27 protein-coding genes are annotated in these 25,115 nt (G+C 55.4%); 14 read left to right on the top strand and 13 right to left on the bottom strand.

What is annotated here, in order from left to right; genetic code table 11:
• The first annotated feature begins 118 nt into the window (after nt 1-118).
• From PCH01S_RS16175 to PCH01S_RS16160, 4 genes are all read left to right on the top strand, one after another.
• On the top strand, nt 119-1,321 hold the full coding sequence (locus tag PCH01S_RS16175; RefSeq protein WP_042230923.1) for a M14 family zinc carboxypeptidase: 1,203 nt from the start codon (nt 119-121) through the stop codon (nt 1,319-1,321).
• Between the two features lie 100 nt (nt 1,322-1,421).
• Nucleotides 1,422-1,631, top strand: a complete 210-nt coding sequence (locus PCH01S_RS16170) for a hypothetical protein (RefSeq protein WP_042230922.1) — start codon at nt 1,422-1,424, stop codon at nt 1,629-1,631.
• A 256-nt stretch (nt 1,632-1,887) separates the two neighbouring features.
• A complete protein-coding gene (locus PCH01S_RS16165) occupies nt 1,888-2,403 on the top strand; it encodes a hypothetical protein (protein ID WP_042230920.1) in 516 nt (171 codons plus the stop codon).
• Between the two features lie 237 nt (nt 2,404-2,640).
• Nucleotides 2,641-2,874 (top strand): hypothetical protein, encoded by a 234-nt coding sequence (locus tag PCH01S_RS16160; protein ID WP_042230919.1) that lies wholly within the window; start codon nt 2,641-2,643, stop codon nt 2,872-2,874.
• Nucleotides 2,875-3,123: 249 nt separating this feature from the next.
• Here PCH01S_RS16160 and PCH01S_RS16155 read toward each other — a convergent pair whose 3' ends face one another.
• From PCH01S_RS16155 to fosB, 6 genes are all read right to left on the bottom strand, one after another.
• Nucleotides 3,124-3,327, bottom strand: coding sequence for a hypothetical protein (locus PCH01S_RS16155; RefSeq protein WP_042230916.1), 204 nt, complete (start codon nt 3,325-3,327; stop codon nt 3,124-3,126).
• 317 nt (nt 3,328-3,644) lie between these two features.
• Nucleotides 3,645-3,824 carry a hypothetical protein gene (locus PCH01S_RS16150; protein ID WP_042230914.1) on the bottom strand — a complete coding sequence of 60 codons (180 nt, stop codon included), beginning with the start codon at nt 3,822-3,824 and terminating at the stop codon, nt 3,645-3,647.
• A gap of 212 nt (nt 3,825-4,036) precedes the next feature.
• On the bottom strand, nt 4,037-4,591 hold the full coding sequence (gene lepB, locus PCH01S_RS16145) for a signal peptidase I (protein WP_042230912.1): 555 nt from the start codon (nt 4,589-4,591) through the stop codon (nt 4,037-4,039).
• 136 nt (nt 4,592-4,727) lie between these two features.
• Nucleotides 4,728-5,834, bottom strand: a complete 1,107-nt coding sequence (ytvI, locus tag PCH01S_RS16140) for a sporulation integral membrane protein YtvI (protein ID WP_042230909.1) — start codon at nt 5,832-5,834, stop codon at nt 4,728-4,730.
• Nucleotides 5,835-6,010: 176 nt separating this feature from the next.
• Nucleotides 6,011-6,757: a type I methionyl aminopeptidase gene (gene map, locus PCH01S_RS16135; protein WP_042230907.1), complete on the bottom strand. Its 747-nt coding sequence runs from the start codon at nt 6,755-6,757 to the stop codon at nt 6,011-6,013.
• 319 nt (nt 6,758-7,076) lie between these two features.
• A complete protein-coding gene (fosB, locus tag PCH01S_RS16130) occupies nt 7,077-7,511 on the bottom strand; it encodes a metallothiol transferase FosB (protein ID WP_042230905.1) in 435 nt (144 codons plus the stop codon).
• 108 nt (nt 7,512-7,619) lie between these two features.
• Here fosB and PCH01S_RS16125 point away from each other — a divergent pair, with 108 nt between their 5' ends.
• Entirely contained in the window at nt 7,620-7,922 is a 303-nt protein-coding gene (locus tag PCH01S_RS16125; protein ID WP_042230903.1) for a heme biosynthesis protein HemY, read from the top strand.
• Complete coding sequence (locus PCH01S_RS16120; protein WP_042230901.1) at nt 7,922-8,143, top strand: YuzB family protein; 222 nt, start codon at nt 7,922-7,924, stop codon at nt 8,141-8,143. The genes PCH01S_RS16125 and PCH01S_RS16120 overlap by 1 nt, the downstream gene beginning before the upstream one ends.
• Before the next feature lie 63 nt (nt 8,144-8,206).
• On the opposite strand, the gene PCH01S_RS16115 is transcribed toward PCH01S_RS16120, so the two are convergent.
• Nucleotides 8,207-9,112: a TIGR01777 family oxidoreductase gene (locus tag PCH01S_RS16115; RefSeq protein ID WP_042230899.1), complete on the bottom strand. Its 906-nt coding sequence runs from the start codon at nt 9,110-9,112 to the stop codon at nt 8,207-8,209.
• 235 nt (nt 9,113-9,347) lie between these two features.
• Between PCH01S_RS16115 and PCH01S_RS16110 the strand changes: the two genes are divergently transcribed.
• The 3 genes from PCH01S_RS16110 (at nt 9,348) to PCH01S_RS16100 (ending at nt 13,079) form a co-directional block, all read left to right on the top strand.
• Nucleotides 9,348-10,460, top strand: coding sequence for a GNAT family N-acetyltransferase (locus PCH01S_RS16110; RefSeq protein ID WP_042230897.1), 1,113 nt, complete (start codon nt 9,348-9,350; stop codon nt 10,458-10,460).
• 127 nt (nt 10,461-10,587) lie between these two features.
• Nucleotides 10,588-11,535, top strand: coding sequence for an aminopeptidase (locus tag PCH01S_RS16105; RefSeq protein WP_042231183.1), 948 nt, complete (start codon nt 10,588-10,590; stop codon nt 11,533-11,535).
• Nucleotides 11,536-11,852: 317 nt separating this feature from the next.
• Nucleotides 11,853-13,079, top strand: coding sequence for an MDR family MFS transporter (locus tag PCH01S_RS16100; RefSeq protein WP_042230896.1), 1,227 nt, complete (start codon nt 11,853-11,855; stop codon nt 13,077-13,079).
• A gap of 176 nt (nt 13,080-13,255) precedes the next feature.
• On the opposite strand, the gene PCH01S_RS16095 is transcribed toward PCH01S_RS16100, so the two are convergent.
• Together PCH01S_RS16095 and PCH01S_RS16090 are read right to left on the bottom strand one after the other, a co-directional pair.
• Nucleotides 13,256-13,498 carry a hypothetical protein gene (locus PCH01S_RS16095; RefSeq protein WP_042230894.1) on the bottom strand — a complete coding sequence of 81 codons (243 nt, stop codon included), beginning with the start codon at nt 13,496-13,498 and terminating at the stop codon, nt 13,256-13,258.
• Nucleotides 13,499-13,893: 395 nt separating this feature from the next.
• Nucleotides 13,894-15,051: a THUMP domain-containing class I SAM-dependent RNA methyltransferase gene (locus PCH01S_RS16090; protein WP_042230893.1), complete on the bottom strand. Its 1,158-nt coding sequence runs from the start codon at nt 15,049-15,051 to the stop codon at nt 13,894-13,896.
• Nucleotides 15,052-15,334: 283 nt separating this feature from the next.
• Between PCH01S_RS16090 and PCH01S_RS16085 the strand changes: the two genes are divergently transcribed.
• Nucleotides 15,335-16,000, top strand: a complete 666-nt coding sequence (locus PCH01S_RS16085) for an O-methyltransferase (protein WP_042231182.1) — start codon at nt 15,335-15,337, stop codon at nt 15,998-16,000.
• A gap of 182 nt (nt 16,001-16,182) precedes the next feature.
• Here the strand turns inward: PCH01S_RS16085 and PCH01S_RS16080 are convergent, their stop codons facing one another.
• Nucleotides 16,183-17,394, bottom strand: coding sequence for an MFS transporter (locus PCH01S_RS16080; RefSeq protein ID WP_042230892.1), 1,212 nt, complete (start codon nt 17,392-17,394; stop codon nt 16,183-16,185).
• Between the two features lie 250 nt (nt 17,395-17,644).
• On the opposite strand from PCH01S_RS16080, the gene PCH01S_RS16075 reads away from it, so the two are divergent.
• The 3 genes from PCH01S_RS16075 to PCH01S_RS16065 all read left to right on the top strand — a co-directional run bounded on the left by PCH01S_RS16075 (nt 17,645) and on the right by PCH01S_RS16065 (nt 21,076).
• Entirely contained in the window at nt 17,645-18,919 is a 1,275-nt protein-coding gene (locus PCH01S_RS16075; protein ID WP_042230891.1) for a spore coat protein, read from the top strand.
• 155 nt (nt 18,920-19,074) lie between these two features.
• Entirely contained in the window at nt 19,075-19,701 is a 627-nt protein-coding gene (locus tag PCH01S_RS16070) for a fumarylacetoacetate hydrolase family protein (RefSeq protein ID WP_042230890.1), read from the top strand.
• Between the two features lie 46 nt (nt 19,702-19,747).
• Complete coding sequence (locus PCH01S_RS16065) at nt 19,748-21,076, top strand: CapA family protein (protein WP_042230889.1); 1,329 nt, start codon at nt 19,748-19,750, stop codon at nt 21,074-21,076.
• Between the two features lie 81 nt (nt 21,077-21,157).
• Here PCH01S_RS16065 and PCH01S_RS16060 read toward each other — a convergent pair whose 3' ends face one another.
• Nucleotides 21,158-21,490, bottom strand: coding sequence for a hypothetical protein (locus PCH01S_RS16060; RefSeq protein ID WP_042230888.1), 333 nt, complete (start codon nt 21,488-21,490; stop codon nt 21,158-21,160).
• 171 nt (nt 21,491-21,661) lie between these two features.
• Here PCH01S_RS16060 and PCH01S_RS16055 point away from each other — a divergent pair, with 171 nt between their 5' ends.
• Nucleotides 21,662-22,564, top strand: a complete 903-nt coding sequence (locus tag PCH01S_RS16055; protein WP_377649771.1) for a DUF92 domain-containing protein — start codon at nt 21,662-21,664, stop codon at nt 22,562-22,564.
• A gap of 153 nt (nt 22,565-22,717) precedes the next feature.
• Here PCH01S_RS16055 and PCH01S_RS16050 read toward each other — a convergent pair whose 3' ends face one another.
• Nucleotides 22,718-23,107 carry a LapA family protein gene (locus PCH01S_RS16050; RefSeq protein ID WP_042230886.1) on the bottom strand — a complete coding sequence of 130 codons (390 nt, stop codon included), beginning with the start codon at nt 23,105-23,107 and terminating at the stop codon, nt 22,718-22,720.
• Nucleotides 23,108-23,186: 79 nt separating this feature from the next.
• Nucleotides 23,187-24,977: an oligoendopeptidase F gene (gene pepF, locus PCH01S_RS16045; protein ID WP_174446824.1), complete on the bottom strand. Its 1,791-nt coding sequence runs from the start codon at nt 24,975-24,977 to the stop codon at nt 23,187-23,189.
• Nucleotides 24,978-25,115 lie beyond the last annotated feature (138 nt).

Below are 25,115 nucleotides of genomic sequence, written 5' to 3'. Positions count from 1 at the left end.
CCCGGGACATGAAGAGGGGAGAGGGGGCATAGACATATACTCACAACTCGGTACAGGGAAGCAAGTGCGTGAAGGAAAGCGGCTTCTCTTTGCCTTGTCCTGAGGAGGTATGAGTGGTATGCCGTTTCGCCACGTCGTTCAGCAGGGGGAGACGCTGCAGCGAATCGCCAGGTTGTATGCCGTCAATTCCGTTTCTCTTTTGGCTGCGAACCCGCAGTTGAGTCTTCATGAGTATGTCATTCCCGGTCAGATGATCCTGATTCCGGCCAAACTCGATCATCAATATACGGTTCAACCGGGAGACGCCTGGGAAAGCGTGTCGCTGCGCTTCGGATTATCCCGGGAAGAGCTTTGGAAGGCCAACACCTTCCTGGATCCGGCTACGCTCCGGCCCGGCGTCACGATAGATGTGCCGGCTGTCCGCGACAGGTCCGTGGTCCGCACGGCCGAGGAGTACGGGTACCCCGAAATGCTCCGGGATTTGACGCTTCTGAAGGAACGATACCCGTTTTTGGAGGAAACATGCATCGGATACAGCGTTCTAGACCGGAAAATTCCTGCTGTACGTATCGGTACCGGAAGCCGGGAAATACAAGTCAACGCGTCGTTTCACGCGAACGAATGGATTACCTCCCTGGCTGCGGTGAAATTCATAGAGGACTATGCGGAGGCTGTACGCCAAGGCGGAGACATTCACGGCTCCGATGCGGCCGCGCTGTTCCGCGAGACGAGCTTATGGATCGTGCCGATGGTGAACCCGGACGGAGTCGAGCTCGTGCTCGGGGGCGTCTACCCGGCGCATCCCTTGTTCGCTTCCCTCCATGAGTGGAACGGAGGGTCATTTGATTTCCGCCGGTGGAAAGCGAACATCAACGGCGTCGATCTTAACGATCAGTTCCCCGCCTTCTGGGAAGAGGAACGGGCCCGCCGCGCGGTACCCGGACCCGGACCGCGCGACTATACGGGCGAGGCTCCGCTGACCGAGCCGGAAGCGATAGCCGTGGCTGATTTTACCCGCAGCCGCAGCTTCCGTCACGTCGTCGCCCTGCATACGCAGGGGCGCGAAATTTACTGGAACTACCGGGATTACGAACCGGATGACGCGGAATTTCTGGCCCTGAAGCTGCAGCAGGCAAGCGGCTTTAAGAGCGTAAAGCTGAGGGGCAGCGATGCCGGGTTCAAGGACTGGTTCATCTACGAATTCCGGCGTCCCGGATTCACTGTTGAACTCGGAAGCGGAATCAATCCGCTCCCGCTGGAGCAGTTTCCGGCGCTTTACGAAGAAACCGCCCGGCTGCTTGTCCGGGCTCTCGCTCTGTAAAACGCGTAAGGAAGCCTCCGCCGCCGGTACAAACGTCCAATCCGCCCGAAAGCGGTCCCCATATACTGAACCAGGCGATTGTTAGGGGGAGGGAATTACGATGGCGGGAAAAAGCGGAAAAGGAAAAGGCGGCAAGAAGATTGAATCCTCCGGCAGGGTGCAGTATACGATGAGGATTGTCGAATCGTCCACCTGTGCGGTTTGTAAACAACAGTGCGCAAGGGGACTGCGGTATTTGGAGCGGATGTCCCAGCCCGGGGCGCTCGGTAAAGGTGTACCCTGCATATTGACGCGCAGAAAACTCACTTGAGTCTACAAAAAGCGCGCCGATGGGGGATGAAAAACAGATCGACTGATTCCGAAGACTCAGGCCCGGACATATGTCCGGGCCTTTAAAGGTTTATTTTACATGGCTTAAAATGGTAAAAGATACCTATATAAAGTAATTGTATGAATTATGCATTTTAATGGTAAACTAGTAGAGATTATAGGTATAAAGGTTTTTGAAGTTTAATTAATTTTGTTTTATGATAAAGAGTAAGACCAATCCGAATAGGAGGAATAGTATGTCCGGGATTCTGCCACTCGACCAGTTCAAGGAGTTGGAACGTGAGGAGCAAATACGGTTAATCAATCAGTGGAAAGAAGATTATTCCGTAGGCGAAATAACGTCAGCATGGAAGCTCAACAATGCGGCAACCTACTATACCATTTTGAAAAAATTGAACATCTACAACGATACAGTCAGAACATCCAACAAGTTTATGGGCTATACAAATTACCGTTCCCAGAGCAGATCGTTGGAACGGCCTTCCGAGCAGTCCGACTTCCGGCGCCTCCCCGAATCTGTTCAGGCAGAAAATCGTCCGGCCGTTTCGGCCCCCGCCTTATCGATCTCGGACAACTTCCGCTACAACGTAAACGGAACCTACCCGGCCGAAGAGGTCGCGCAGATTTTGGAGCGGCTCAGCCTGTTTCTCAAAATCCGGAGTCATGTTCCCGTGAACGTGGAATTGAACATCCGGTTCGGCGATTCGGATGCCGTGACAAGCGAGCTGCAATCCGGCGAACCGCACAGTTGAACGAAAAATGTAAAGGGTTTTCAAGGACGGAGCATCGGCTTATGCGAGATGCTCTTTGTTCTTTTCAAGGCAATTGCGGGTAAGAGAAGAGTATACGGCAGAAGAAGGATGGAACTGAAACGCAAAAAGCCGTTTCGCGTATAGGTTATTAGGGACTTCCGTTTCAGACCGGGACACGGCGCGGATGCCGCATATCCGGTTTACGGGATCACGTCCTACCCTAAGGAGGGAACCCGTGTGAAAAAATTATTGTCACTGCGCCACTGGAGCCATGTATTCAAGCGGGCGGGCAAACTGCTGATGTCTCCGCAAGTACCGATTGGCAGCAAACTTCTCTTTGTAGTTCCGGCGCTGCTGTACTGGGTACTGCCCGATGTCCTGCCGTTTATGCCGATTGACGATATAGCTGTCACGATGATGCTGGCCAGCTGGTTTACGGGCTGGATGGAGCGTAAATATCCGCAGGCTTAGATAAATCACGCGCCGCCGGCCGGAAGGCAAGGCAGCATGATCCGAATATAGAGGTATAGGTACACGCCCGATAGATCCATACAGCCCGGTGCCGTATCTAGAACGATTATGTACCGCAAGACGTTTGTACGCCGCGATCCGGCAGGAACGGGTTCAACCCCGAGCCCCCGGCCGCGGCTTTTTGTGCATGCTGTCAAAGCGATAAACGGCATGAACAAATCCGGTCCTAACAAAAAGGATGAGAATGCCTTACAGGGAACCGGAGTCTCCATGGTGTATGGAGCACTTGTTCTCGATAAACCGGATCTGGTTCTCCAGACGGTTCACTTTCTCGTTATGCACGAGAGAGCCCGGAATCATGCTGATTCTCAGGTCGTTCAGCTCTTCCTTCAACTGGTGCAGGTCCAGACCCGCGTGGGCGCAATCGTAATTGCTTTCGAGATTCTCAATCATCGGTCGCTGCCTCCCTGTTTCAAGGATGAAATGACTTATTTGCTTTTGCCGTTGCCGTTCTTGCGATCGGAAGTGCGGGTCGTCGTGTTTTGCCGAGCGTGGCCCTGTTGTTTGTTTGACACTGAGGTTCACCCCCTGTCCGGTCGGGCTGATCAAGACTGAAGCACGTTCACGATGCTTAGTATGCGGCGCGGCGGGTTTTCTATACGGTTCTCCAGATTTCCAAGCCCTTTTCTTGCGGCGCCCTTACGAATCCATATAAAAAGACCCTGAACCGGGTATGTAACCCTTTTCAAGGTTGGCTTTTAAAAAAAGGTTTATTGCGAAACGCCCGAGATCAGACGGTTCTCCAGGCTCTTTTTGACTTTCTTGATGGCCTCGGTTTCCACCTTGTGGTCCGAGTGAAACTTTTGTCCGGAGAGCGCCATGGCTTCCTTAACGGTCATTTCAACAAGAATCGTATCGTCCCCTTGGGGAATGTGCAGATTGGCATCCATGTTCTTCACTCCTTGTCAATCAAGATTAGGGGTGCGACTGTTCGGTGTCGGAAGCAATGAATGTTGCGGGTGAGAGGCGGAAAGTCTTCCTGCTCCGCCTTTTTAATATAACACATGATGTAAGGTCACTCAATAGGCCGCGCATCAAAAAAAGGAAAAAAACAGAGCTTCCGGACAGCCGGAAATCTCTGTTTTTTAGCGAGCAAACTGATCTAACCGTTGATCTTGATGCCCAGCACGTGATCCAGCGGAACGGGTCCGATATCGCGGCTGTCTTTGCTGTTGTTGCGGTTGTCTCCCATTACGAACACGTGACCCGCGGGAACGGTGATTTCCTCGTCGGATTGATACAGCATCGTTTCGTTGAGGTAGGGCTCATCCAAAGGCTGCCCGTTGCGGTACACTTTGTTGTCTTTGAACTGGAGCTTATCGCCCGCTTTGCCGATGATGCGTTTGACGTACAGGTTATCGTCCACTTTACCGCTCAAGAGAGAAAACAGCGGATGCTCCATGATGTCGTCCTTAAGCGTACGCTCCCGGTTTACGCGGCTGTCGATAATGACGATGTCCCCGTAATCCGGCTCGTAGCCCAGCGTATGCGATAATTTGGATACGTAAATACGTTCCTGGTCGGATAAAGTCGGGTCCATCGAATGGCCCAGCACCTTGGTCGGCTGAATACCGAAGATTCCGATTACCAGTGCAATGACGAACGCGATTCCGAGGGAAAGCGCCCAGCCTCCAATTTCTTTTGCCACTTTATTCATCGCAAGTTCCCTGCCTTCCGGTTTACAAATCTCTCAAGTTTCTCATGGATTCAGTATATCACGGCTGTTCGCGCCTAGACAAAAAAAGAGGCCGCCGGGGCCTCTTTCTTCTTAAAGCTTGTCTATAAGGGCAAGGTCAATATTCATCCTCGGGGGAACGGATCCACTTACGCAGATAGCCCTGGTCGTAGAGCGCTTTGATCAGAATAATCAGAATCGGGGAAAGAATAACGCCGGCGACCCCGAAAAGGGACAGCGAGATGATCATAAAGGACAGCATCGTAAAAGCGGATACTCCGAGCGACTCGCCCGTAATCTTGGGCTCCAGCACCTGCCGGACGAGAACGACTACGGCCAGCACGACGGTCAGCCAGATGCCCATCATCGTGCTTCCCGCGATGAAGTGGTACACGATCCACGGCACGAATAAGGTCGAGACGCCGAGCAGCGGCAGCACATCGAAGAAAGCGGCCAGCAGCGAAATCGTAAAGGCGTTGTTGACGCCAAGAATCATGAGCGAGACCAGCACCATGACGAACGTGATGGAAATGAGAATGAGCTGGGATTTCAGGTAGCTCACGATGCCCTTGATTACGTTCTCGCGAAGAAAATCGAACGCTTTACGGAACGTTTTGGGCGTCTTTTCGCGGGCGTTCTTTTTCCACCAGTCGATTTCAAGAGAAAGGAAGAAGGCCAGAATGACGCCAGCTACAAAATTCAGCATAAAAGTAGAAAAAGAAGTAACGAGTCCCATGACGCCGCTGGTCAGGAAGTTAAGCAGGCTTTTCAGGAAATTCGTGGCGAAGCTTGTGGCTTTCGTCGCCATCTGGTTGGCGATTTCCCTGGATTTCTCGATTACATCGGGAGGCAGCGCCTCGATACTGTTTTGCAGATCGATCGTGCGTTTTGTAATTTGCTCCTGAAGCATCTGGGTATACTTGGGGAGCACCGTTACCAGATTGTCGATCTGGCTCGTAAACAGAAATCCCGCTCCGGTGAAGACGGCCAGGATGATCAGAACGAACAGAAGCGTCGAAATTGTCGTCGCGAGCATTTTTTTGAGTCCTCTGCGATGAAGGAAGCGGGCGAGAGGCTCGATCATGGCAAAAATGATGAAGGCCCAGAAGATCGGCGTGGCGATCGCGTAAATAAAGCTGAACAATTTCATGAACAGAAAAACGGTGAGGACGATCAGCCCAATGTCCAGGATGGTTTTGTAGTACCGTTTGTAAAACGATATCATAGCATTCCTCCGTAATCGTTATGGCCGCTGGCAGGACGTGTGGGGGATGACTGGGTAGTTGCCGGGCAGGTTTGCCATGCTTTGGCAGGTTATGTAGGTATAAAATAACCGGGGACGGACGGTCGCAAGCTTCAGGCATGCTGCCCGTCAGCCTCCCGGCTGCAGGGGAACCGCGGTTACTGCGCAGTGAGAATGAGCGGTCCGTCCTGCGTGATGGCGATGGTGTGCTCATACTGGGCGGACAGGCTTCCGTCCACCGTACGGGCGGTCCAGCCGTCGAGATCCACGGTGGCGAAGTACATGCCCGTATTGAGCATCGGCTCGATCGTCAGCACCATGCCGTCCTTGAGCCTCGTACCGCGGCCGGCCGGGCCGTAGTGGGGCACCTGCGGCTCCTCGTGCATCTTCTGGCCGATTCCGTGGCCCGTGAAATCGCGGACGACCGAGTAGCCGCGTTCTTCCGCGAAGACTTGAATCGCATGCGCGATATCGCCGATCCGGTTGCCGATGACGGCTTGCTCGATCCCTTTGTACAGCGATTCCTTCGTCGTCTCAAGCAGATTGCCCGCTTCCTCGGAAACCGTGCCGACCGCATAGGACCATGCGGAGTCCGCGAGCCAGCCGTCCAGATTGACGACCATATCGATGGTGACGATATCCCCGTTATTCAGCGGCTCTTTCTTCGGAAAACCGTGGCAGATGACATCGTTCAAGGAGGCGCAGGTTGCGTACTGGTAGCCTTTGTACCCTTTCTGTTCCGGGGTAGCGCCGTTCTCGCGCAGAAATTGTTCCGTGAACTGGTCGATTTCCCAGGTGGTTACACCCGGACGGATCATTTTTGCGATTTCGCGATGACATGCCGCCAGCAATTTACCTGCGCGGTGCATTTTTTCGATTTCGTCTTTGGTCTTAATCGTTACCATAAGAGCGTACATCTCCTCTGCCGAATTATTTGTATATTTCATCAGTATGACCTTTCGGCAGCTTCTAGTTTCGTTCGGGTCAAAAAAAGACGCCGCTGCGCGCGATTGGCATCCCGATAAAGGTCGGCGTAGCTTAAAAAGCTTTCCAAAGCCCGTAAGAAAGCCCAAATTCCATAGTATAAAATAACCGGGTAAAATTCAAATGGCCTGGGCCGGATTTTCTCTGCTCCAGGTTCAGATTATGCTGCCGTCCGTCATGCGGCGCGGCGCCGATGCCAGGGAATCCGCAAACGGTGCGAATTCCCTCTTATTGCAGCCTTTACTCCACCATCGGATCGTCGAAAAACCGCATGTGCCCTTTGTCCTCCCGGTAATAGTCCAGCCTGTCCTGAAGCGTGCCGGTGTGAAATTCGAACTTGTGCCCGTCGGGGTCTTCGAAATAGAGCGAGCTTTTGTCCCGGCTGTCCCGCTCCCGTCCCGGTAGAAGAGCCCCGCAGGCGGCAAGCTTCGCTTCGAGGGCGGGCAGATCCTTCTCGTCCACCGTAAAAGCGAGATGCGTATAGGACTGGCGGATCTCATTGCGCGGAATCTCGCGCTCGGTGTTCAAGGCCAGCCATAGGCCTCCCAGGTCGAAGTAGGCAAGGGAACGCCCTTTCACCAGCAGTCTGGCGCCTAGCACCTCCCGGTAGAAACGGATCGAGCGCTCCAGATCGGAAACGGAAACTAGTAAATGGTTGATACCGCGAATTGTCACGGCTTTGCCTCCTCCGGACTGTGACTTCTTGTTGATTTCAGGCGAAGCTTTCTTTACAATAAAGATTAAAAGAAAGAATGATAACTTTTCAGGAGATGTGACTACACTATGAACGTCAAAATTACGCGCAACGCAGCTAAAGTTTTGAAACTCGAACTGGAGAAAGAAGAGAACAAGGGTCTTCTGGTCCGCGTCCAGGTAAGCCACAACCACGGCGATCACGCTCACTACGCGCTTGGTCTCGATACACAAACGGATAATGATGTAGTCGTTTCTACCGATAAGGATATTGACGTCCTGCTGGAGAAAGATGAGCCGCTGCTCGACGGCATCCGGATCGATTACTTCTACATTCCGCAAGAAGGATTCATGATTACGAATCCGAGCAAGGGCAATCACGGGGATCATTAATGGCTAATGATATCCGGATTTGCGATAAATGCAAGCATATGCGGGTGAAAACGGCGCTGCCTAAGCTTCAGAAGCTTGCATCGGATGCCGAAGTTAAAGTCGGCTGCAAATCATACTGCGGTCCTTGCGCCCGCTACGCATTCGTTTTTATTAACGGCCGTTATATCAAAGCGCCGACCGAAGACGAAGCAATCGAGCACGCGAAGAAGTTTTTGAAGTAGCCGAAGAAACGGCCCGGGGAACCGGGCCGTTTTTATTTGGCCGAAAGACCCGCTTCCGGTTGTTCAAGCGGGCCTTTCGGCGCCGGTCAGGTCCAGAAGCGCTTCTTCCAGCGTCGGATAACGGAACTGGAACTCATGCTCCAGGAGCTTGCGGGGAAGAACACGCTGTCCTTCCAGCAGAAGCATGGAGAGCTCCCCCAGGACAAGCTTTAAAGCGAAGGCGGGGACCGGCAGGGCATGGGGCCGCCGGAGCACGCTGCCCAGTGTCTGGGCGAATTCCCGGTTGCGGACCGGATGAGGGGCGGTCGCGTTCACGGGACCGGATATATCTTCATTGCGGATACAGGCATCGATCAAAGCGACCATATCCCCGATATGGATCCAGGACATCCACTGGCTTCCGCTGCCGATCCGGCCTCCCGCGCCGAATTTGAACGGAAGAGCCATTTTGGGGAAGGCACCGCCGTCGGTTCCGAGCACGAGACCCGTACGGATTTTGACGATCCGTTCCGCGGGAATCCGGTCGGCGGCTTCCTCCCATTCCTTCACGACTTCAGCCAGGAAATCGTCGGCACGGGCGGGACTGAATTCATCGTATGTATGAGTTTCGGATGTGCCGTAAATCGCCATAGCCGAAGCGTTTACGACCACCGGGGGCTTGTTTTGAAGCGCCTTTAGGGCTGAGGCGACAGCCGCCGTCGTTTTCAGTCGGGAAGATAGGATTTGGCGCTTGGCGGTTTCGCTCCAGCGCTGATTAATGGTGGAGCCGGCCAGATTGATCCAGGCGTCTATACCTTCAAGATACCGGGGACTGTGCTCAATCTCCGACCAAGTTACGGTTTGGACGCCCGCATAAGCATGTCCGGAAGCCGAACGGGAAATGAGAATAAGTTCATCTCCCCGCTTTTTGAAATGGGCGATAAGATGTCCGCCGATAAACCCGGTTCCTCCGCTGATGGCAATTCGCATGAGCTCTCTCCTCCCTCTCTCTAACTTCCATTATATGACGAACCGTTTTTTTCCACAAACCTGCCCAAGGCGGAACTTTTCAGGACCTTTGCGGCTTTCCGCCGGGACAAAGCTAGTACTTTTGAACGCAAAAGCACGGTTTCTCCGTAGGAAGAAACGGGTCAAAACTGGTTTTTACTGGGTTATTTCGAGTGGTATACTAGCGGTATACATAGGGAAGAGGAGGAAGGGACAGATGATTGTGATCCGAAAATTATCCGAGTGTACCTTAGACCAGGCCGTTCAGGTATGGAACGCCGGGTTTTCCGGGTACTTAGTCGACATGACTACGAATCCGGATGCCTTTATGACGAGACAGGCATACGAACAATTATCGCCGCAGCATTCCATTGTCGCTTTCGACGGGGAACAGCCGGTCGGGTTTGTTTTGAACGGCATCCGTATGGCGGGGGCCAGAAAAATTTCCTGGAACGGGGGCACCGGAGTCATTCCGGCGCACAGGGGCCGAGGAGTCGGCCGTAAGCTGATCGAAGCCTCGCTGGACATTTACCGCAAAGAAGGCGTCGATACGGCTACGATCGAAGCGTTTGCGAGCAATGTCCCGGCGATCGCTCTCTATGAAAGCGTGGGCTACGTTACCCGGGACACGCTGCTTGTGCTCCGCAAAGCGGGCGGAGCTGCGGGTGGCGGTCCGGCAGAGGGGACCGGCGAGAGCCGGGGAGCCTTGGGCGATGCGCTGCTTCCGGCGGCCGGAGAGACCGGCGGACTGCCGGATGCAGCGGCTGTACGCGCCGGCGGGCTTGCCAATGCCTCCGGCGGCTTAGCGGCGACGTCACGGCAGGCGGACGCGTCTCAGGAAGGCCGGGGAGGGCATGCTGCTCTGTCGGCAGCGGAAGCGGGACACGCGGATGGCAGCCAGTCCGCCGCCGGTCGGTACACACTGCGCCACGGCACTGCCAGAGACGCCGGTCTCCTGCCGTTCTATCCGGCCCTGGGTGCCTGGCAGGTGCACTGGGCCAGTTTGACGGCGGGAGAGTCGCTGATTATGCTCCAAGACGGCAAGCCGGCCGGCTACGCCCTGTACAAGCGCGTCTACGAAGCTTCGGGCAAACTTGCCGGCGTCACCCTTTACCAGTGTGAAGCCTCGCCGGACAACCGGGAGCCCGAGACTGTGCTCAGGACTCTGTTGGAGGCGGTCCTGGACGGTTACGGGGAAGTCTCGTTCAGCGCTTCGCATATTCCTTCGAGCCGGACGGATCTGCTCCGCCTGCTGGAGGAGAAAGGGTTTCAGACCGTTCACGAGCTGGTCTGGATGACCCGGGACATGACGGAAGAAGGCCGGGCGTGATACGATAGCAGGACAGCTCGGGTCGGCAGTAAGGCTGGCGGCGTCCCGGCAGCGCAAGAAACCCGGAGCCGTCAGCCCGGCACGGCCGGGCAATCCGCAAGATTTAAAGGAGATTGTAACGATGACTATGGACCGTTCCTTAATCGAAATCAGCAAATCGCTGCTGCAGTCGAGCCTTGGCGTAAAGCCGGGTGAGCTGCTTGTCGTTGTGGCCGACGACTATAAGAAAGAACTTGCCGAGCATGTACATCAGGCCGGACTGGAGCTGGGGGCGGATGCCTCCCTCGTCGTCATGAAGCACCGCGAGAAGTCCGGCCAGGAGCCTCCTGCTCCGGTTGCGGCGGCGATGCGCGAGGCGGATGTGGCCGTCTGCCTCACGCAGCACTCGCTGACGCATACGGGCGCGCGCAAGGAAGCGGCGGCCAGCGGCACGCGCGTGGCGACCATGCCGACCATCACGGAAGATATGTTCCGTGAAGGGGCGATCTCGGCCGACTACGCCAAAGTGCGCGAGCTGACCGAGCGCGTGACCGCCCGGCTGACCGCCGGGAGCCGGGTTAAGATCGAGAAGGAGCACACGGCGCTCACCTTCTCGATCGCGGGCAGAGCGGGCGTGCCCAGCACGGGCGTCTACCTGAATCCGGGCGAATCGGGCAACCTCCCTTCGGGAGAAGGTTATATCGCCCCGGTGGAAGGGAGCGCTTCGGGCACGCTGCTCGTGGACGGTTCCATTGCTGGGCTCGGCAAAGTGACGTCTCCGCTCACGCTGACCGTGGAGAACGGCCGCCTTGTCGGAGCGGACGGGGAGCAGGGCGAGGCTCTGCTTGCCGTGCTCGGCGACGGGGACGGCCGGCTGCTGGGCGAGTTCGGCATCGGCACGAACGACAAGGCCCGGATCACCGGCGTCGTGCTTGAGGACGAGAAGGTGTACGGCACGATCCATGTGGCGTTCGGGAGCAACAATACGTTTGGCGGAACCGTAGCGGCCGGCGTCCACATCGATCTCATGGTGCTCTCACCGCGCGTGTATATCGATGACGAGCTGATTCTGGAAAACGGGCGTCTGCTCGTGTGACCCGGCGAATGGACGGAGCCCTCATACGGGCCGCCGTTTGTCGGGCGATGCTGCACCCGCGTGCCGGGAGCAGTGCGGCGTGATGTTGACGATCGTCTATCCGTCCGGCTTGAAACTTGTCCGATCGGCGGAAGAGCCTGAGCTCTCCGTCCTTAATCTTGCTGTCCGTACCGGGCGGCAAGATTTTTTTGTTGTGCTGGACGAATTGTCGTGTATAATAACAAAAATATATAACAATTGACCGAAGGTAAACGAATGCCTTCCTGGTTACCCGGTCGGCCGGATTCCCGGAAATGTTCGGAAGGAGACTGATTGGCTTGAATCGAATACGGCATTTTTTATCTTCGTATCACCCGCTCGTGCATACGCTTCTGTTCGGTACAGTGATGGCGCGGGCAGCTTCCTCCATGAGTATGCCGTTTTTGGCGCTTTACCTCGTAGCCACAACGGATATGAGCAAAGGGATGATCGGTCTCGTTATCGGTGCAAGCTCGCTGGCGGGAACGGTAGGCGGCTTTATCGGGGGGACGCTCTCGGACCGGATCGGCCGCAAAGCGGTCATGCAGGGGGCGCTGTTTACATGGGCAGCCGTCTTTGTCGGCTTTTCGCTAGTGACGCATCCTCTGCTATTTCTTCTGCTGAATCTGATCAGCGGACTGTGCCGTTCGTTCTACGAGCCGGTTTCTCAGGCGCTCATGGCGGATTTGACTGAAAAAGAAAAACGGCTGCAGGTCTACTCGCTCCGCTATCTGGCGATCAATGTCGGCGTGGCGGTAGGTCCCCTGCTGGGTGCGGCCTTCGGGATGGTGAAGGGCTCGCTTCCTTTTCTTCTTACAGGAATTGTTTATCTGTTCTACGGAATCTTCCTCGTCGTTATGATGAGAAAATTCAAAGTTCAGACCGTATCCAAGGAAGTCAAAGAAAGGGTAACGTTCGCAGCCGCATGGAGAGTCGTCCGCAAGGACATGATCCTGCGCTACCAGCTGCTGGGCGGGATGATCGGCGCGATCGGCTATTCCCAGATGGCCATTACCCTATCGCAGTACGTAAACGAAAATTTTGCCCAAGGGGTCCAGCTGTTCGCGGCGATGATGAGCGTCAATGCAGTCACCGTGATCGTGCTCCAGATTCCGTTGTCCAAGCTGGCGGACCGGAAGTCTCCGCTTACGGCGATCGTCGTGGGGAATCTCCTGTTCGCGCTCGGGGACGTCGGCTTCGCGCTTTCGGGCCACTGGCTGCTGCTTATCGCTTCGATGGTCGTTTTCACTATCGGGGAGACGCTCAATTTTCCGGCATCCACGATGCTTATGGATAAAATCGCCCCGGACCATATGCGGGGCACGTACTTCGGGGCGCAGACCCTTACCAGCCTCGGACATTTTATCGGCCCGTGGGTCGGCGGTCTTCTGCTAGCTTCGATCGGCGGCAATATGTTTCTGGTCATGGCGGTCGTGACGGTCACCAGCTCGTTTTTATATTGGCGGGGGAGTCAGCTGCTTACAAAACGGATAGAAGGCGAATACGCCGCCACCGGGTCGGCATAGCTGCGAAGCAGTGTGCTTCGTTTCCCGGGGTTCTTATCCGACAAAGAAAAAAACGGCCTCTTCGTCCGCATACATGCGGCTGGAGGCCGTTTTTGTTTTTGATTAGTCTTGGTATGGGGTCAGAGCGGTGACTGACTGCGATGTTCACTCTTGCTTTCCGGATTCTATTCCGGACTTTATCGTACCGTTACAGCCGCTGTTGTAAGCTTCGCTTCGGTGTGCGGTCCTTCATCCGCTTTGGGGCTGACTACGACCGCGAGCAGAAAGGCGAGAACGGAAACGACCACGGCCGTTTTACGGAACAACGGGTGATGAAGAAAGCGGAACCGCTGGTTCTGGCCTTTCGATTTCGAATGAACGAGAGCTGCAAACATAAGCATAGAGATAAAAAATAAGACAAGCGCCAGAATACCTTGCATAGCGGTTCCCCCTATAAACAATAAAATAGTCAGAAATGATTGGGTACTATTTCCTATGAAAATAGTACCATATACAAAGAAAAATGGGAAGAATTTATCAAAAATTTATCAAAAAAATTTGTTTTCGATTCTTATTTCGGGATTTATGAGTATATAGGCCCGGTTTTTCCGGGTTCACGCTACACAATCGACGTTGTTCTGTGCCGGGTATTTACATTTCGCCGATTACTCGCAGCTCCCGGTCGGGCGGAGTCGTGCCGCATGACGGTTCACCAGAGTTTCCCGGGCTAAATCGCGGTCATGGCAGCCTGCGGACAAAATAAAACCCCGGTTCGTTCAGCGAATGAACAAATCGGGGTTTGCGTTTAGACCGGGCAGGTGTAAATCTGCCGTTATTATTCCACGGGTTCCGTATTCCGCCGGCGCGGCGGCAGCGGTCCGAAATATTGATACAGCTGGCATTCGATCCGTCCGTTAAACAGCTTGCGGCGCTTGTCGGCCGGACGGGGGAAATAATGCTCCAACTGCTTGCTCGGTGACAGGACGAACGAGCTCCATGTATGAAGCGAACCCGTCAGCTGTCCGAGCTGGCGCAGCACGCGCTCCACTTCCTTCTGTTCGCCGAGCCGCTCGCCGTAAGGCGGGTTCGTGATCAGGCAGCCGAAGTCGCTTCGCGGCTTCGCTTTGGCTACAGGCTCGACATAAAACTTCAGCTCCTTGGAAAGGCCGGCCGCTTTGGCGGCCGCCTCGGCGACCTCAATCGCTTTCGGATCGATGTCGGAGCCCGCTATTTCCAGCGGAATGTCGTCGTTAAGGGAATCATAGGCTTCTTCCCGGGCCTGCTCCCAGCGACTCTGGCCGATGATGTCCCAATACTCCGAGGGGAAGGAGCGGCGCAGGCCGGGCGCGATATTCCAGCCCAACATGGCGGCCTCGATCAGAATCGTGCCGGAGCCGCAGAACGGATCGTAGAGCGGGCGGTCCGGCTTCCAGCGACTCAGGTTTACCAGAGCCGCCGCCATCGTTTCCTTGAGCGGAGCTTCGGTCACAAGCTTCCGGTATCCCCGTTTGTGCAGGCTCGGGCCCGTCGTATCGATCGTCAGAGTGGCGATGTCGTTAAGGAGAGCGACCTCGATCACATAGCGGGGGCCGTCTTCTTCGAACCATTCCGTTCGGTAGCGTTCTTTCATTTTCTCAACGACGGCTTTTTTAACGATGCCCTGGCAGGCCGGGACGCTGGAAAGCTGTGATTTATGGGAACGGCCCTCCACGGGGAATTCGCCGTATTCGGGAATCCAGGCGGGCCAGTCGAGTGCTTTGGTGCCTTCAAACAAATCATCGAAAGTCCGCGCTTCAAATTGCCCCATTTTGACAAGAATGCGGTCGGCGGTACGCAGCCACAGGTTCGTCCGGCAAATCGCCAATTCGTCCCCCGTGAAGGTAACCCGCCCGTTCTCGACGGTCACATCCTCGTAACCGAGTTCTTTGACCTCTCTTGCTACGATCGCTTCCAGCCCCATGGGACAGGTGGCGATCAAATCCAATTTAGCCATGCTTTCATTTCCTTTCGGGTGGTATCCGTGTAATTTCTAAGTATAGGCGAAAGAGGCGCGGGAGACAAATGCCAATCTTGCCGAAATCAGCCGCCGGGCGGTTGAAGGCGCCTGTTTTTTCATATACAATGACCTCACAGATCAGCGCCGCGCGTGCATGGGATTCACGTGTCGCAATGGTGCGTTTGGCTTGGCCGATGAACCGGCTGTTCCAGGACTGTCTCATACCTTGAGGACAGTTGCTGAATACATATGCAGAAGAGAGGAATGTCCCGTGGAAAAAATGACGGATCAAACAAACGGGGGTTCGGAGAAAACGGCTCCCGGGCCTGAGGAATACCTGGAAGCGCTCTACGCGGAAGATGAAGCGCTCGGGTTGGTGAAAGAGGCTATCCGGGCCAACAACATGCCCGATATTTCGGTTGCTCCCGGCTATGGCCGCCTGCTCACTATGCTCGTCGGATTGACGGGCGCCAAGCGGGTGCTCGAAATCGGAGCGTTGGGCGGATACAGCGCCATTTGCCTGGCCAGAGGACTTGGCGACGGCGGACAGGTGCTCTCCCTGGAGGTGAACGCCGCCTTCGCGGAAACGGCGCGGCAGAACGTGACCAAGGCCGGCTTCGGGGACAAGATCGGGTACCGGGTCGCTGACGCCGTAGAAAGCTTAGCCGCGCTGAAGGAGGAAGGTGCGAAGTTCGACTTCTTCTTTATCGATGCGGATAAAGTGAATTATCCGGTGTACCTGGAGCATGCCATCGAGCTGGCCAACCCGGGCGCCATTATCATAGGCGATAATATTCTGATGCGGGGGCGGACGATCGATGCGGCCGTTACGAAGAAATCGGTCGAAGCGATGAGGGAGTTCAACCGCCGGTTCGCTTCCGATCCTCGCCTTGAAAGCACGATGCTTCCCGCTTACGACGGGCTTGCGGTGGCGCGGGTGAAATAGGACTCCGGGCTCGCTTGTCTTCCGGAGTGAGCTACAATCAAACAACAAAAAGAACGATCCGCCCGGACGCAGCCGGTAAAAAGGATCGTTCTTTTTTGTTTGGTTTGGCGGTTGAAGGCGTCTGGCCGCCAAAACGGTTCCGTCAAGCGCTACTCTCCTGCGCCCATCCGCCCGTTCGTTCCTTACAAGGCTCCGTCCGAAATCTTGTGCTTGCCGAGCAGCGTGCGGTACGACCATGCCGCGTTAATGGCAAGCATGACGGTTGCGAACAGGAACAGCTCGCGGATGTTCAGGAAGCCGGACAGAGCGCCGCCGATAACCGGTCCCAGCATGTTGCCGAGAGCCAGGGCGCTCGTATTGAAGCTGTACGAGCGGCTTTCCATTCCGACCGGCGTGTAGGTCCGGATCAGGGAATTGACCGTCGGCAGAAGTCCGCCGATAAAAATGCCGAGGCAGAACCGGGCAGCCATCAGCTGCCAGACGTTCTGCACAAAAGCCTGCGGAATGAAGAAGATGGCCGCACCGATAAGTGAAACGAACAAGATGCGCTGCGGGCCGATTCTATCGGACAATTTTCCGAGAAGGGGGGCGGCCACCATGTTCGAGAACCCGGTGATCGACGCGACAAGTCCCGCGTAGAAGGCGAGCAGTTCCCCCGTGCCGTGGAGTTCCTCGACGAAGAGAGCCATCAGCGGCATGGAGCACTGGATGGAGAACTGGATCACGAACGTGATCGAATACAGCGTCGGCAGCTGCCGGATCGGCCTCAGGTCCTTATAGCCCTGAATAACCGATATTTTCGGCTGTTTTTTGGCTTCGGCGGCGTTGAATTTCTCCTTGACCAGCAGCATCGTCACCATCGAAGCGATAAAAAGCATGGCTCCGGTTACATAGAAGATGTACCGGAAGCCGATAAGCTCGGCCAGCAGGCCGCCGATAAACGGGCCGAGAATGGAGCCGGCTACCGCACCCGACTGGAGCGTTCCCATCGCAAATCCGATATGCTCGCGCGGCGTGTTCGTCGACATGAGAGCGACGGAAGCGGGAGCGTACCCGGAGATCGTGCCGTTAACGAGCCTCAGCAGCAGGAGCACCCACGGGGCATGGGCAAAGCCCATCGTCGTCATGACGGCCGCCATTCCGAAGCCGGAGCGCAGCAGCATCACTTTGCGTCCGTAGCGGTCCGCCATTCCTCCCCAGAATGGCTGGAAGAGGAAGGAAGTGACGAAGTTTCCGGCAAAAATAATGCCCGTCCAAGTTGCGATTTCCTGCGCGTCCTGCAAGCCCATCTCTTTGAGATATAAGGGCAGAAACGGCATGATCATGGTCATGCCTGCCATTACGAAAAACTGTCCGACCCACAAAACCGCCAAGTTTACTTTCCAATTGATCATGCAATTCCCCCATTTCTAGTTGTACTTGCTATACTTTTGCGCCGTTCTGGAATTCATCCCCTTATTATATCACAAAAAGAAGATATTTTTTCCTTCATGCTTAGGGAAGGGCTATAAGGATTTATGCTTCTTCCAAGGTTCTACCTATCTTTAACCCGGTAAGGCGGGGGCAATCGGCTTCTCTTGCATAAATTTCCCATAGAAAGGGAATTGTAAGCGTAAAAGAACTTACAAAAGGAGCTGCTTGTCCATGCCATTCGGAGCCCATGAAACGTTAGAGGTTCACGAAGTATTGACCGAAAAAATAAATATGATCCAGCATTTTTCTTTTTACGCCCGGCAGGCCCGGCATCCGCAGGTGAAAGCGATCGCCGAGCATCATCTTCAAGCGGGGGTGCAGCACTACAACGAGCTGGTCGCTTACACGCATGACTACAGCGCCGCGCGGGGCCATGCGCCTTACGGACAGCCGCCGTTTGTCTCGGTCCAGGATATTTTGTACGGCCTGCGCCACCCTGCCCCGGTCTCACCGGAAACGGACGGCTCCTTCAATGACGAACAGATTTTATCCGCCATACTCTGCTGCCACAAAAACAGCGCGAAAAATCAAATGACGGCCGCGCTGGAATGCGCCGATCCCAATGTCCGCCGGATGCTTCTTACAGCAGCCGATGCGGCCGCGGATCATGCCTATGAAGTATTTCTGTTCATGAACAGTCAAGGCCAGTACCAGGTTCCGACGCTTCACGACCATACGGCCAAAACCTACCTGCACACTTTCCAACCGGTCCGTGAATCGGATTTCGGCCAGATCACGGGAAACTACGGCCAAGGTTACGGCTACGCTCAGGAATTCGGCTATGCTCCCGACTACGGCCAAAATCACTTGTACGGCTATCCGGGTGCCGGTGGAAGCCAGCCGCATCAGCAGAGCCATCAGCCGCAAGGTTACCAGCCGCAAAACCATCAGCCGGGCGCCTACGGTTACAACGGGGGTTACAACGCTCAGCCGGATAACGGCGGGTACTCCGCATACGGAAGAACGGAAACGGGCTATGGGACTCATTCCTACGGCAGCTCGGCTTATAGAGGCCAAGGGCAGCAGCCGGACGCTCCCGGCTTCGCACAGCCTTCCTCTTATACGGGAGGCGGCGCTTCGGGCTACGGCTCCGCTTACGGGTATGAGAGCGCAGGCCAGCAGGCGCTTTATCAGACGCAAAGCCCGTCCTATGTACAAGCTTCCAATTCCACGTATCAAGGGGAGCGGAATTACACGCCGCAAACCGGTTCGGGAACCCAGCCGCACAGCGGCACTCAGCAGCACAGCAGTACGCAGACGCACAGCGGCGCGCAGCAGCACCAGTCCGGCTACGCCGCTTCCGCCGCCGGGACCAGGCAGGCTTCCCACGCCCAGACACCTGTCGTCAACTCCCAAAGAGGCGGACAGGAAGAGCAAACGGACGAACCCGACAGCGGAGCGCTGACTTCCAAAGCGGGCGATTCTTCCTCCAATCCGATTCAATAAGCGTTAGGAAGTACAACCGTGACAGCCGTGAAGCTTCCGATAAAAATCAGTTTAAAACCGGTGTTCTCCTTGAGGCCCCTTAGCGGAACGTTTATAATCGCTAGAGGGCCTTTTTCCATGTATGCCCTTATTCAGAACGGGGAGTTGAGTGACCGATGACGGGAACTGTACGCAACATTTACTGTGTAGGACGCAACTATAAGCTTCATGCCGCCGAACTGGGCAACGACGTGCCGGAAGAGCCGATGATCTTTACGAAACCGACGCATGCGCTTGCCGCAATGGAAGGGGATTTGCTCGAGCTGCCTCAAGGCAAAGGAGAAATCCACTACGAGGGAGAGCTCGTTCTTCATATTTCCAAGCCTTATTCGCCGGGAATGACGGTGGATGAGCTTGTCGATTCTTTCGGACTGGGGATTGACTTCACCCTGCGTGACGTTCAAAGCGTTTTGAAGAAAAAAGGCCATCCTTGGCTGGCCGCCAAAGGCTTTTTGAACTCCGCTGCCTTGAGTCCGCTTCGCCCGTTTCCGGGTGCGGCCGAACTGGAAAAGACGGAATTCAAGACCGTGCGCAACGGCGAAACCGTCCAACGGGGCAATATCGGGGAGCTGATTTTCCCGCTGCAAACTATCGTCGACTATGTGGCCGCAAACTACGGCCTCGGAGCGGGGGACCTGATTTATACGGGCACGCCTGCCGGCGTCGGAGCCTGCGTGGACGGGGACGTATTCGAGCTTCTTTGGGGCGAGGAGATCTTCGGCCGCTGCACAGTTAAGCTGTAAGGAGGGACAGGATGAAATGCCCTGCCGCGGAAAGTAGAGGGGACCGATGAAAAAACAGAGATTGACCCTTCTTATCGTGTCTGCGATTTTCAGCGCAGTTCTCGTTACGGGACTGATGCTTGTCAAAATAAAAATGGACGCGGTATCCGCTCCGCTCGCCGCAGCGTCTTCGGAACAGCCGGTCGCCAAGACGGGCGGCGACAATCAGCCCGCCTCCTCTGCGGTGCCGGCTCCGGAGAAAACGCCCGTACCCGCGGCATCTCCGGTCCCGGGGAAAACGGAGGAGCCGGCGGAGGCTGCCGCAAGCGAACCGACCGGCAATAAGGAAACGAAACCGGCGGATAAACCGGCGAACCGAGGGGAAACCAAAGCGACCGAAAAGCCGAAGGGTTCGCAGGACACGGCTCCTGCCGTCCGCAAAAAAGTGGGCGATCATGAAGCCGTTGATCTCATTTTTGCCGGGGACGCACTGATGGATTGGTCCGTGAAGGAAACGATCAAGAAGAAGGGGCCGGATTATCCTTTTCAGTTTGTAAAAGCGGAAGTTTCCAAGGCGGATTACGCCTTCGTGAATCTGGAAACATCGGTGACCGACGCGACCGAAAAGGATACGAACCAGCTCTATAATTTCAAATCGGACCCGCCGTCCCTGAAAGGATTAAAAAATGCCGGATTCGATCTCGTTTCCATAGCGAACAATCATGTGCTCGATTTCGGGAGACAGGGTTTTCTGGATACGCTGAATCACCTGAAGCAAGCGGGTCTCCCTTATATCGGGGGCGGCCGCAACGCCGCGGAAGCGTACAAAGCCAAAACCGTCGAAATTAACGGGGCCAGGATCAAATTTCTTGCCTTTTCCCGGTTCATTCCGAGCCGGGACTGGTTTGCGGGTCCCGATACGCCGGGGATAGCTCAGGCTTACGACAAATCCGCCGTTCTGCCGGTCATCCGGCAGGAAAGCAAGGACGCGGACTATGTATTCGTCTATATGCACTGGGGAGTAGAGAAAAACCACAAACCGGAAGAGTGGCAGCGGACCTTCGCCAAAGAAATGATCGATGCCGGGGCCGACGGAATCATCGGGAGCCATGTGCACGTTCTGCAAGGATTCGAATTTTACAAAGGCAAGCCCATCGCATATTCCATCGGCAATTTTTTATTTCCCGATTATGTGAAAGACGCAAAAGCGGACACCGGACTTCTTTCATTAAAGCTGATCAACGGAAAGATCACCGCAGAATTCAACCCGTATTACATTCAAAAAGATCAGATTGTGAAAAGGGACGCGGCTTACGACAAAAAGCAGTTGGATTTTCTCCAGTCCATTTCTTACGGTGTTAAGATACGCGGCAAAGCCATCGAACCCGCTTCCTGAAAAGCAGAAAACACACCTCCCGAGTGGGGGTGTGTTTTGCTTGAAAGGGCGATTTTTGCCATAATGGACCTAAGGCGGAAATTAGCGGGAAGCTTCTTCTTCGCGCTCGTTCTGAATCGGGTCGGGAAGAAGGCCTTCTTCCGTGAGGTCCTCGTTGGTTTTCATGCCTTCCATGTCTTTGCCGAGCTGTTTGATTTCATCCATGTTCGGCGCCATCGAACCGTTCATGACCTCGTTGATGTCGCGATCAGCGGAATTTTGCTTGGCGTCATGATATTCATGCTCTTTTACGGATTCGAGATCTTCATTCTCATATTTACGGACATTATTTTTCTGATTGGTGTAAGGGTTATGCTTATTTTCATCCGTAATCGGGTTGATGGCCTCGTTCGGCTTGTTTCGGTTGGTTTCCATGATTAAAATCTCCCCTCATAAACGAATGTGTGATGCGGGATCTATTCTTATTTTTACCCGAAATACGGAAAACGAAACCCGCGGTTTGCAGCCGCCGTCTTTTGCAGGCATTGCTTTGTCTTGTTTTTTGTTCGGATGATTGAAAGAAGGGGAGATGTGAGAATGTCGGGAATGGATGTGTGGATAGGGCTGCTGGGAAGCGTCCTGGTGGCGGGGGCCGCCTATTCGAAGCGCTCCCTGACCGTGTCGGGCGCGGCCGCGGCGGTTGTCTTGGGCACGCTGATGTATTCGCTCGGCTCGGCCGCTTGGTTCGGCACCCTGATCGCGTTTTTCGTTGCTTCGACGCTGCTGTCCAAGTACAAGCATAAGCGCAAAGCGGCCATCGAATCAGGCTACGCCAAAAGCGGCAACCGGGACGCCGGGCAAGTGGCCGCAAACGGGGGCCTGGGGCTTCTGCTTTGCATCGGCTCGGTGATCGCCCCTCATCCCGCCTGGTGGGCCGCTTTCGTAGGCGTTATGGCCGCCGTCACGGCCGATACCTGGGCCACGGAAATCGGCGGGCTGAGCCGGACCGCTCCCCGCTCCATCCTGACGGGGCGCAAAGTCGCTCCCGGCACGTCCGGCGGGGTCACCGCCCTCGGGCTGCTCGCGACTTGCGCGGGCGGGCTCTTTATCGGCGCGGCGGCGTGGCTGCTGGCCAGGCTGGGGAGCGGCGCCGTCACGGGAGCCGCTGACGCCGCCGCGGCCGTGGCGGCTGCGTCCGGCCGGCAGGCGGCCGCTGTGCTGACCGCCGGGGCGCAGCATCCGCTGGAGACGCTGCTGCCGCTGCTTGCGGCGGGTCTGGCCGGCGGCCTCGCCGGATCGCTGTCCGATTCGCTGATCGGCGCGAAGTGGCAGGCGATGTACCGCTGCGCCGTGTGCGGCCGCGACATCGAGCGCGGCTCGCACTGCGGCTCACCCGCCGAGCCGCTGCGGGGCTTCGCCTGGATGACGAACGATGCCGTGAACGTCATCGGTTCGCTCTTCGGCGGCGCCGCGGCGCTTGCGGCGGCCCTGCTCGCAGGCTGGCTGTGAACAGCCTGCGAGCCGCTGCCGGGCTTGACGCGCCGCCGCTCGCCCGCCGATGGTGCAACCCACCGCGTCTTGGCCTAACGTGCCGAAACAAGAAAAAACCTCCATCCCGGCAGGCCGTAACGGCCGCACGGATGGAGGTTTTTCGGTTTTGGCTTACAGCGCGCCGGAGTTGTTCTTGCCGAACTCTTTCTTGCCGGAGGCTTCCTCGCCGGGCAGACGCTCTTCGTAAGAAGCGGAAGCGGCTTCTGCGGCGGCAGTGCCCGGCAGCACTTCCGTATCGGCGGGAACGGCGGAGCCGCTCAGCTTTTTGCGAAGCTCCTTGATTTCTTTCTGCATCTGCACCTGACGCAAAATGCCGAACAGGCCGACGATAAGTCCGCCGAGAACCGTGGATATCACGATGACCAGGATAAGAGGCGCGTTCGTTTCCATAAACACGAAATTGACACGAACCTGATCCATGTTCACCACTGCGAAAACCGTCGTAATAAGGGCGAAAATAAGAGCGCCGATGAGCAGCCATTGAATACGGTTCGACTTCATGAAAAATCTCTCCTTTAAACCGGCAAAAAGGCCGTGAAACGGTTCATCGGCCTTAAAGCTCGGGAGAAGTCCGCGTGAATTACTTCGTCAGCTCTTCCATCTGATCAAGCACGGAAGCGAATACGCTCATAGCCTGCTTGATCGGCTCTGGAGTTGACATATCCACGCCGGCTTTTTTCAGAATGTTGATGGAATAGTCGCTTCCGCCGCTCTTCAAGAAGCCGAGGTAGCGTTCCACGGCAGGCTGGCCTTCGTCGAGAATCTGTTTGGAGAAACTCGTGGCAGCGGAGAAGCCCGTCGCATATTTATACACATAGAAGCTGTTATAGAAGTGTGGGATACGCGCCCATTCCATTTCGATATCTTTGTCCACTACCATTTCTTTACCATGATAGAGGGTATTCAAATCATAATAGATTTTGCTGAACTCCTGTGCCGTAAGCGATTCGCCCTTTTCCATCTTCTCGTGCGTGATTTTCTCGAACTCGGCGAACATGGTCTGGCGGAACACGGTCGTACGGAACTGATCGGCATAATAAGTAAGCAGGTACAGCTTCTTCTTCGGATCGTCCGTATGCTTCAGCAGGTAGTCCATCAGAAGCGCTTCGTTGAGCGTGGAAGCCACTTCGGCCAGGAAAATCGTGTACTGGGCGTCCCGGTACGGCTGATTTTCGTCCGACAGGTAGGAATGGATGGCGTGGCCCATTTCATGCGCCAGCGTAAACATGCTGTTCAGATTTTCTTTGTGGTTAAGCAGCACGTAAGGGTGCGTGCCGTAAGCGCCCCAGCTGTAGGCGCCGCTGCGCTTGTTCTGGTTTTCGTAAATATCGATCCAGCCGTCGTTGTAGCCTTTTTCCAGCGTTTCCACGTAGGGTTTGCCGAGCGGAGCCAGGCTATCCTTGATCGTTTCTTTCGCTTCGTCGTAGGTGATTTTCATCTTGAGATCGTCTACAAGCGGCACGAACAGATCGTACATGTGAAGCTCGTCGACTTTGAGCAGCTTCTTACGCAGCTTCATGTAGCGCTGAAGAAGCGGGAGCGATTCGTGAATCGTATCGATCAGATTCGTGTATACTTCCGGTTTGATGTTGTCGCCGAACAGGGACATCTCCAGAACGGACGGATATTTCCGCGCCTGCGAATAGAAGATGTTCTTGTTGATGTTGGACGAAAGCGTAGCGGCTATCGTGTTTTTCTGCTTGGCATACGTCTCGTAAACGGCTTTGAAAGCTTGCTCGCGAACCTGACGATCGCGGCTCTCGAGGAACTGGATGTAGCTTCCGTGTGTCAGCTCGGCTTCCTCGCCGTTCTCGTTCTTCACCTTAGGGAATTTCATGTCCGCATTGTTGATCATGCCGAAAATGTTGCTCGGAGCGCCGGACATATTACCGGCCATCGCCAGCAGCGCTTCTTCTTCCTTGGACAGCACGTGCGGCTTCTGGCGGATCATTTCTTCCAGCGTCGTTTTGTATGGCGCCAGATCCTTGTTCTCCACGAGCGCCTTTAATTGCTCTTCGGATAGGCTCACGATTTCGGGCGAGATGAAAGAGAGCGCCTGGCTCACTTCCACGCTGAGCTTCTGGGCTTTATCCGACAGAGCCTGGTATGTAGGGTCCGTCATATCTTCGTGGTGCTTCATGTTGGAATACACGTACAGTCTTTCGGTATGTAGGGAAATATCGTCTTCCAGCTCGAAGCATTGCTTCACAGCGGCTGGATCGCTTAACTTGCCGTGAAATTGGCCGATTTTGCCCAATGCTTCTTTCGTTTCGTTGTATTCTTTGTTCCAGGCTTCTTGATTGGCGAAAAGATCCTCCAGCTTCCAGCGGTGCTCGGCCGGGACGTCTTTACGAACGGGAATTTGGTTCATGGGAACCCTCCTGACAGATGATTTCGGATTGGCGGCCGAATGCGCGCCGCTGCCGGGAACCAGCGTGGACGCGAGCAATCCGGCCATAAGGGCGATCGGTAAGAGGCGCATACGGTTTCACGCTCCCCAGACGGATTT

It is taken from the genome of Paenibacillus chitinolyticus NBRC 15660 (assembly GCF_000739915.1).
GTDB lineage: Bacteria > Bacillota > Bacilli > Paenibacillales > NBRC-103111 > Paenibacillus_F > Paenibacillus_F chitinolyticus.
Note: the sequence above shows the minus strand (reverse complement) of the source record. Positions and strands in the feature narration are given on the sequence as shown.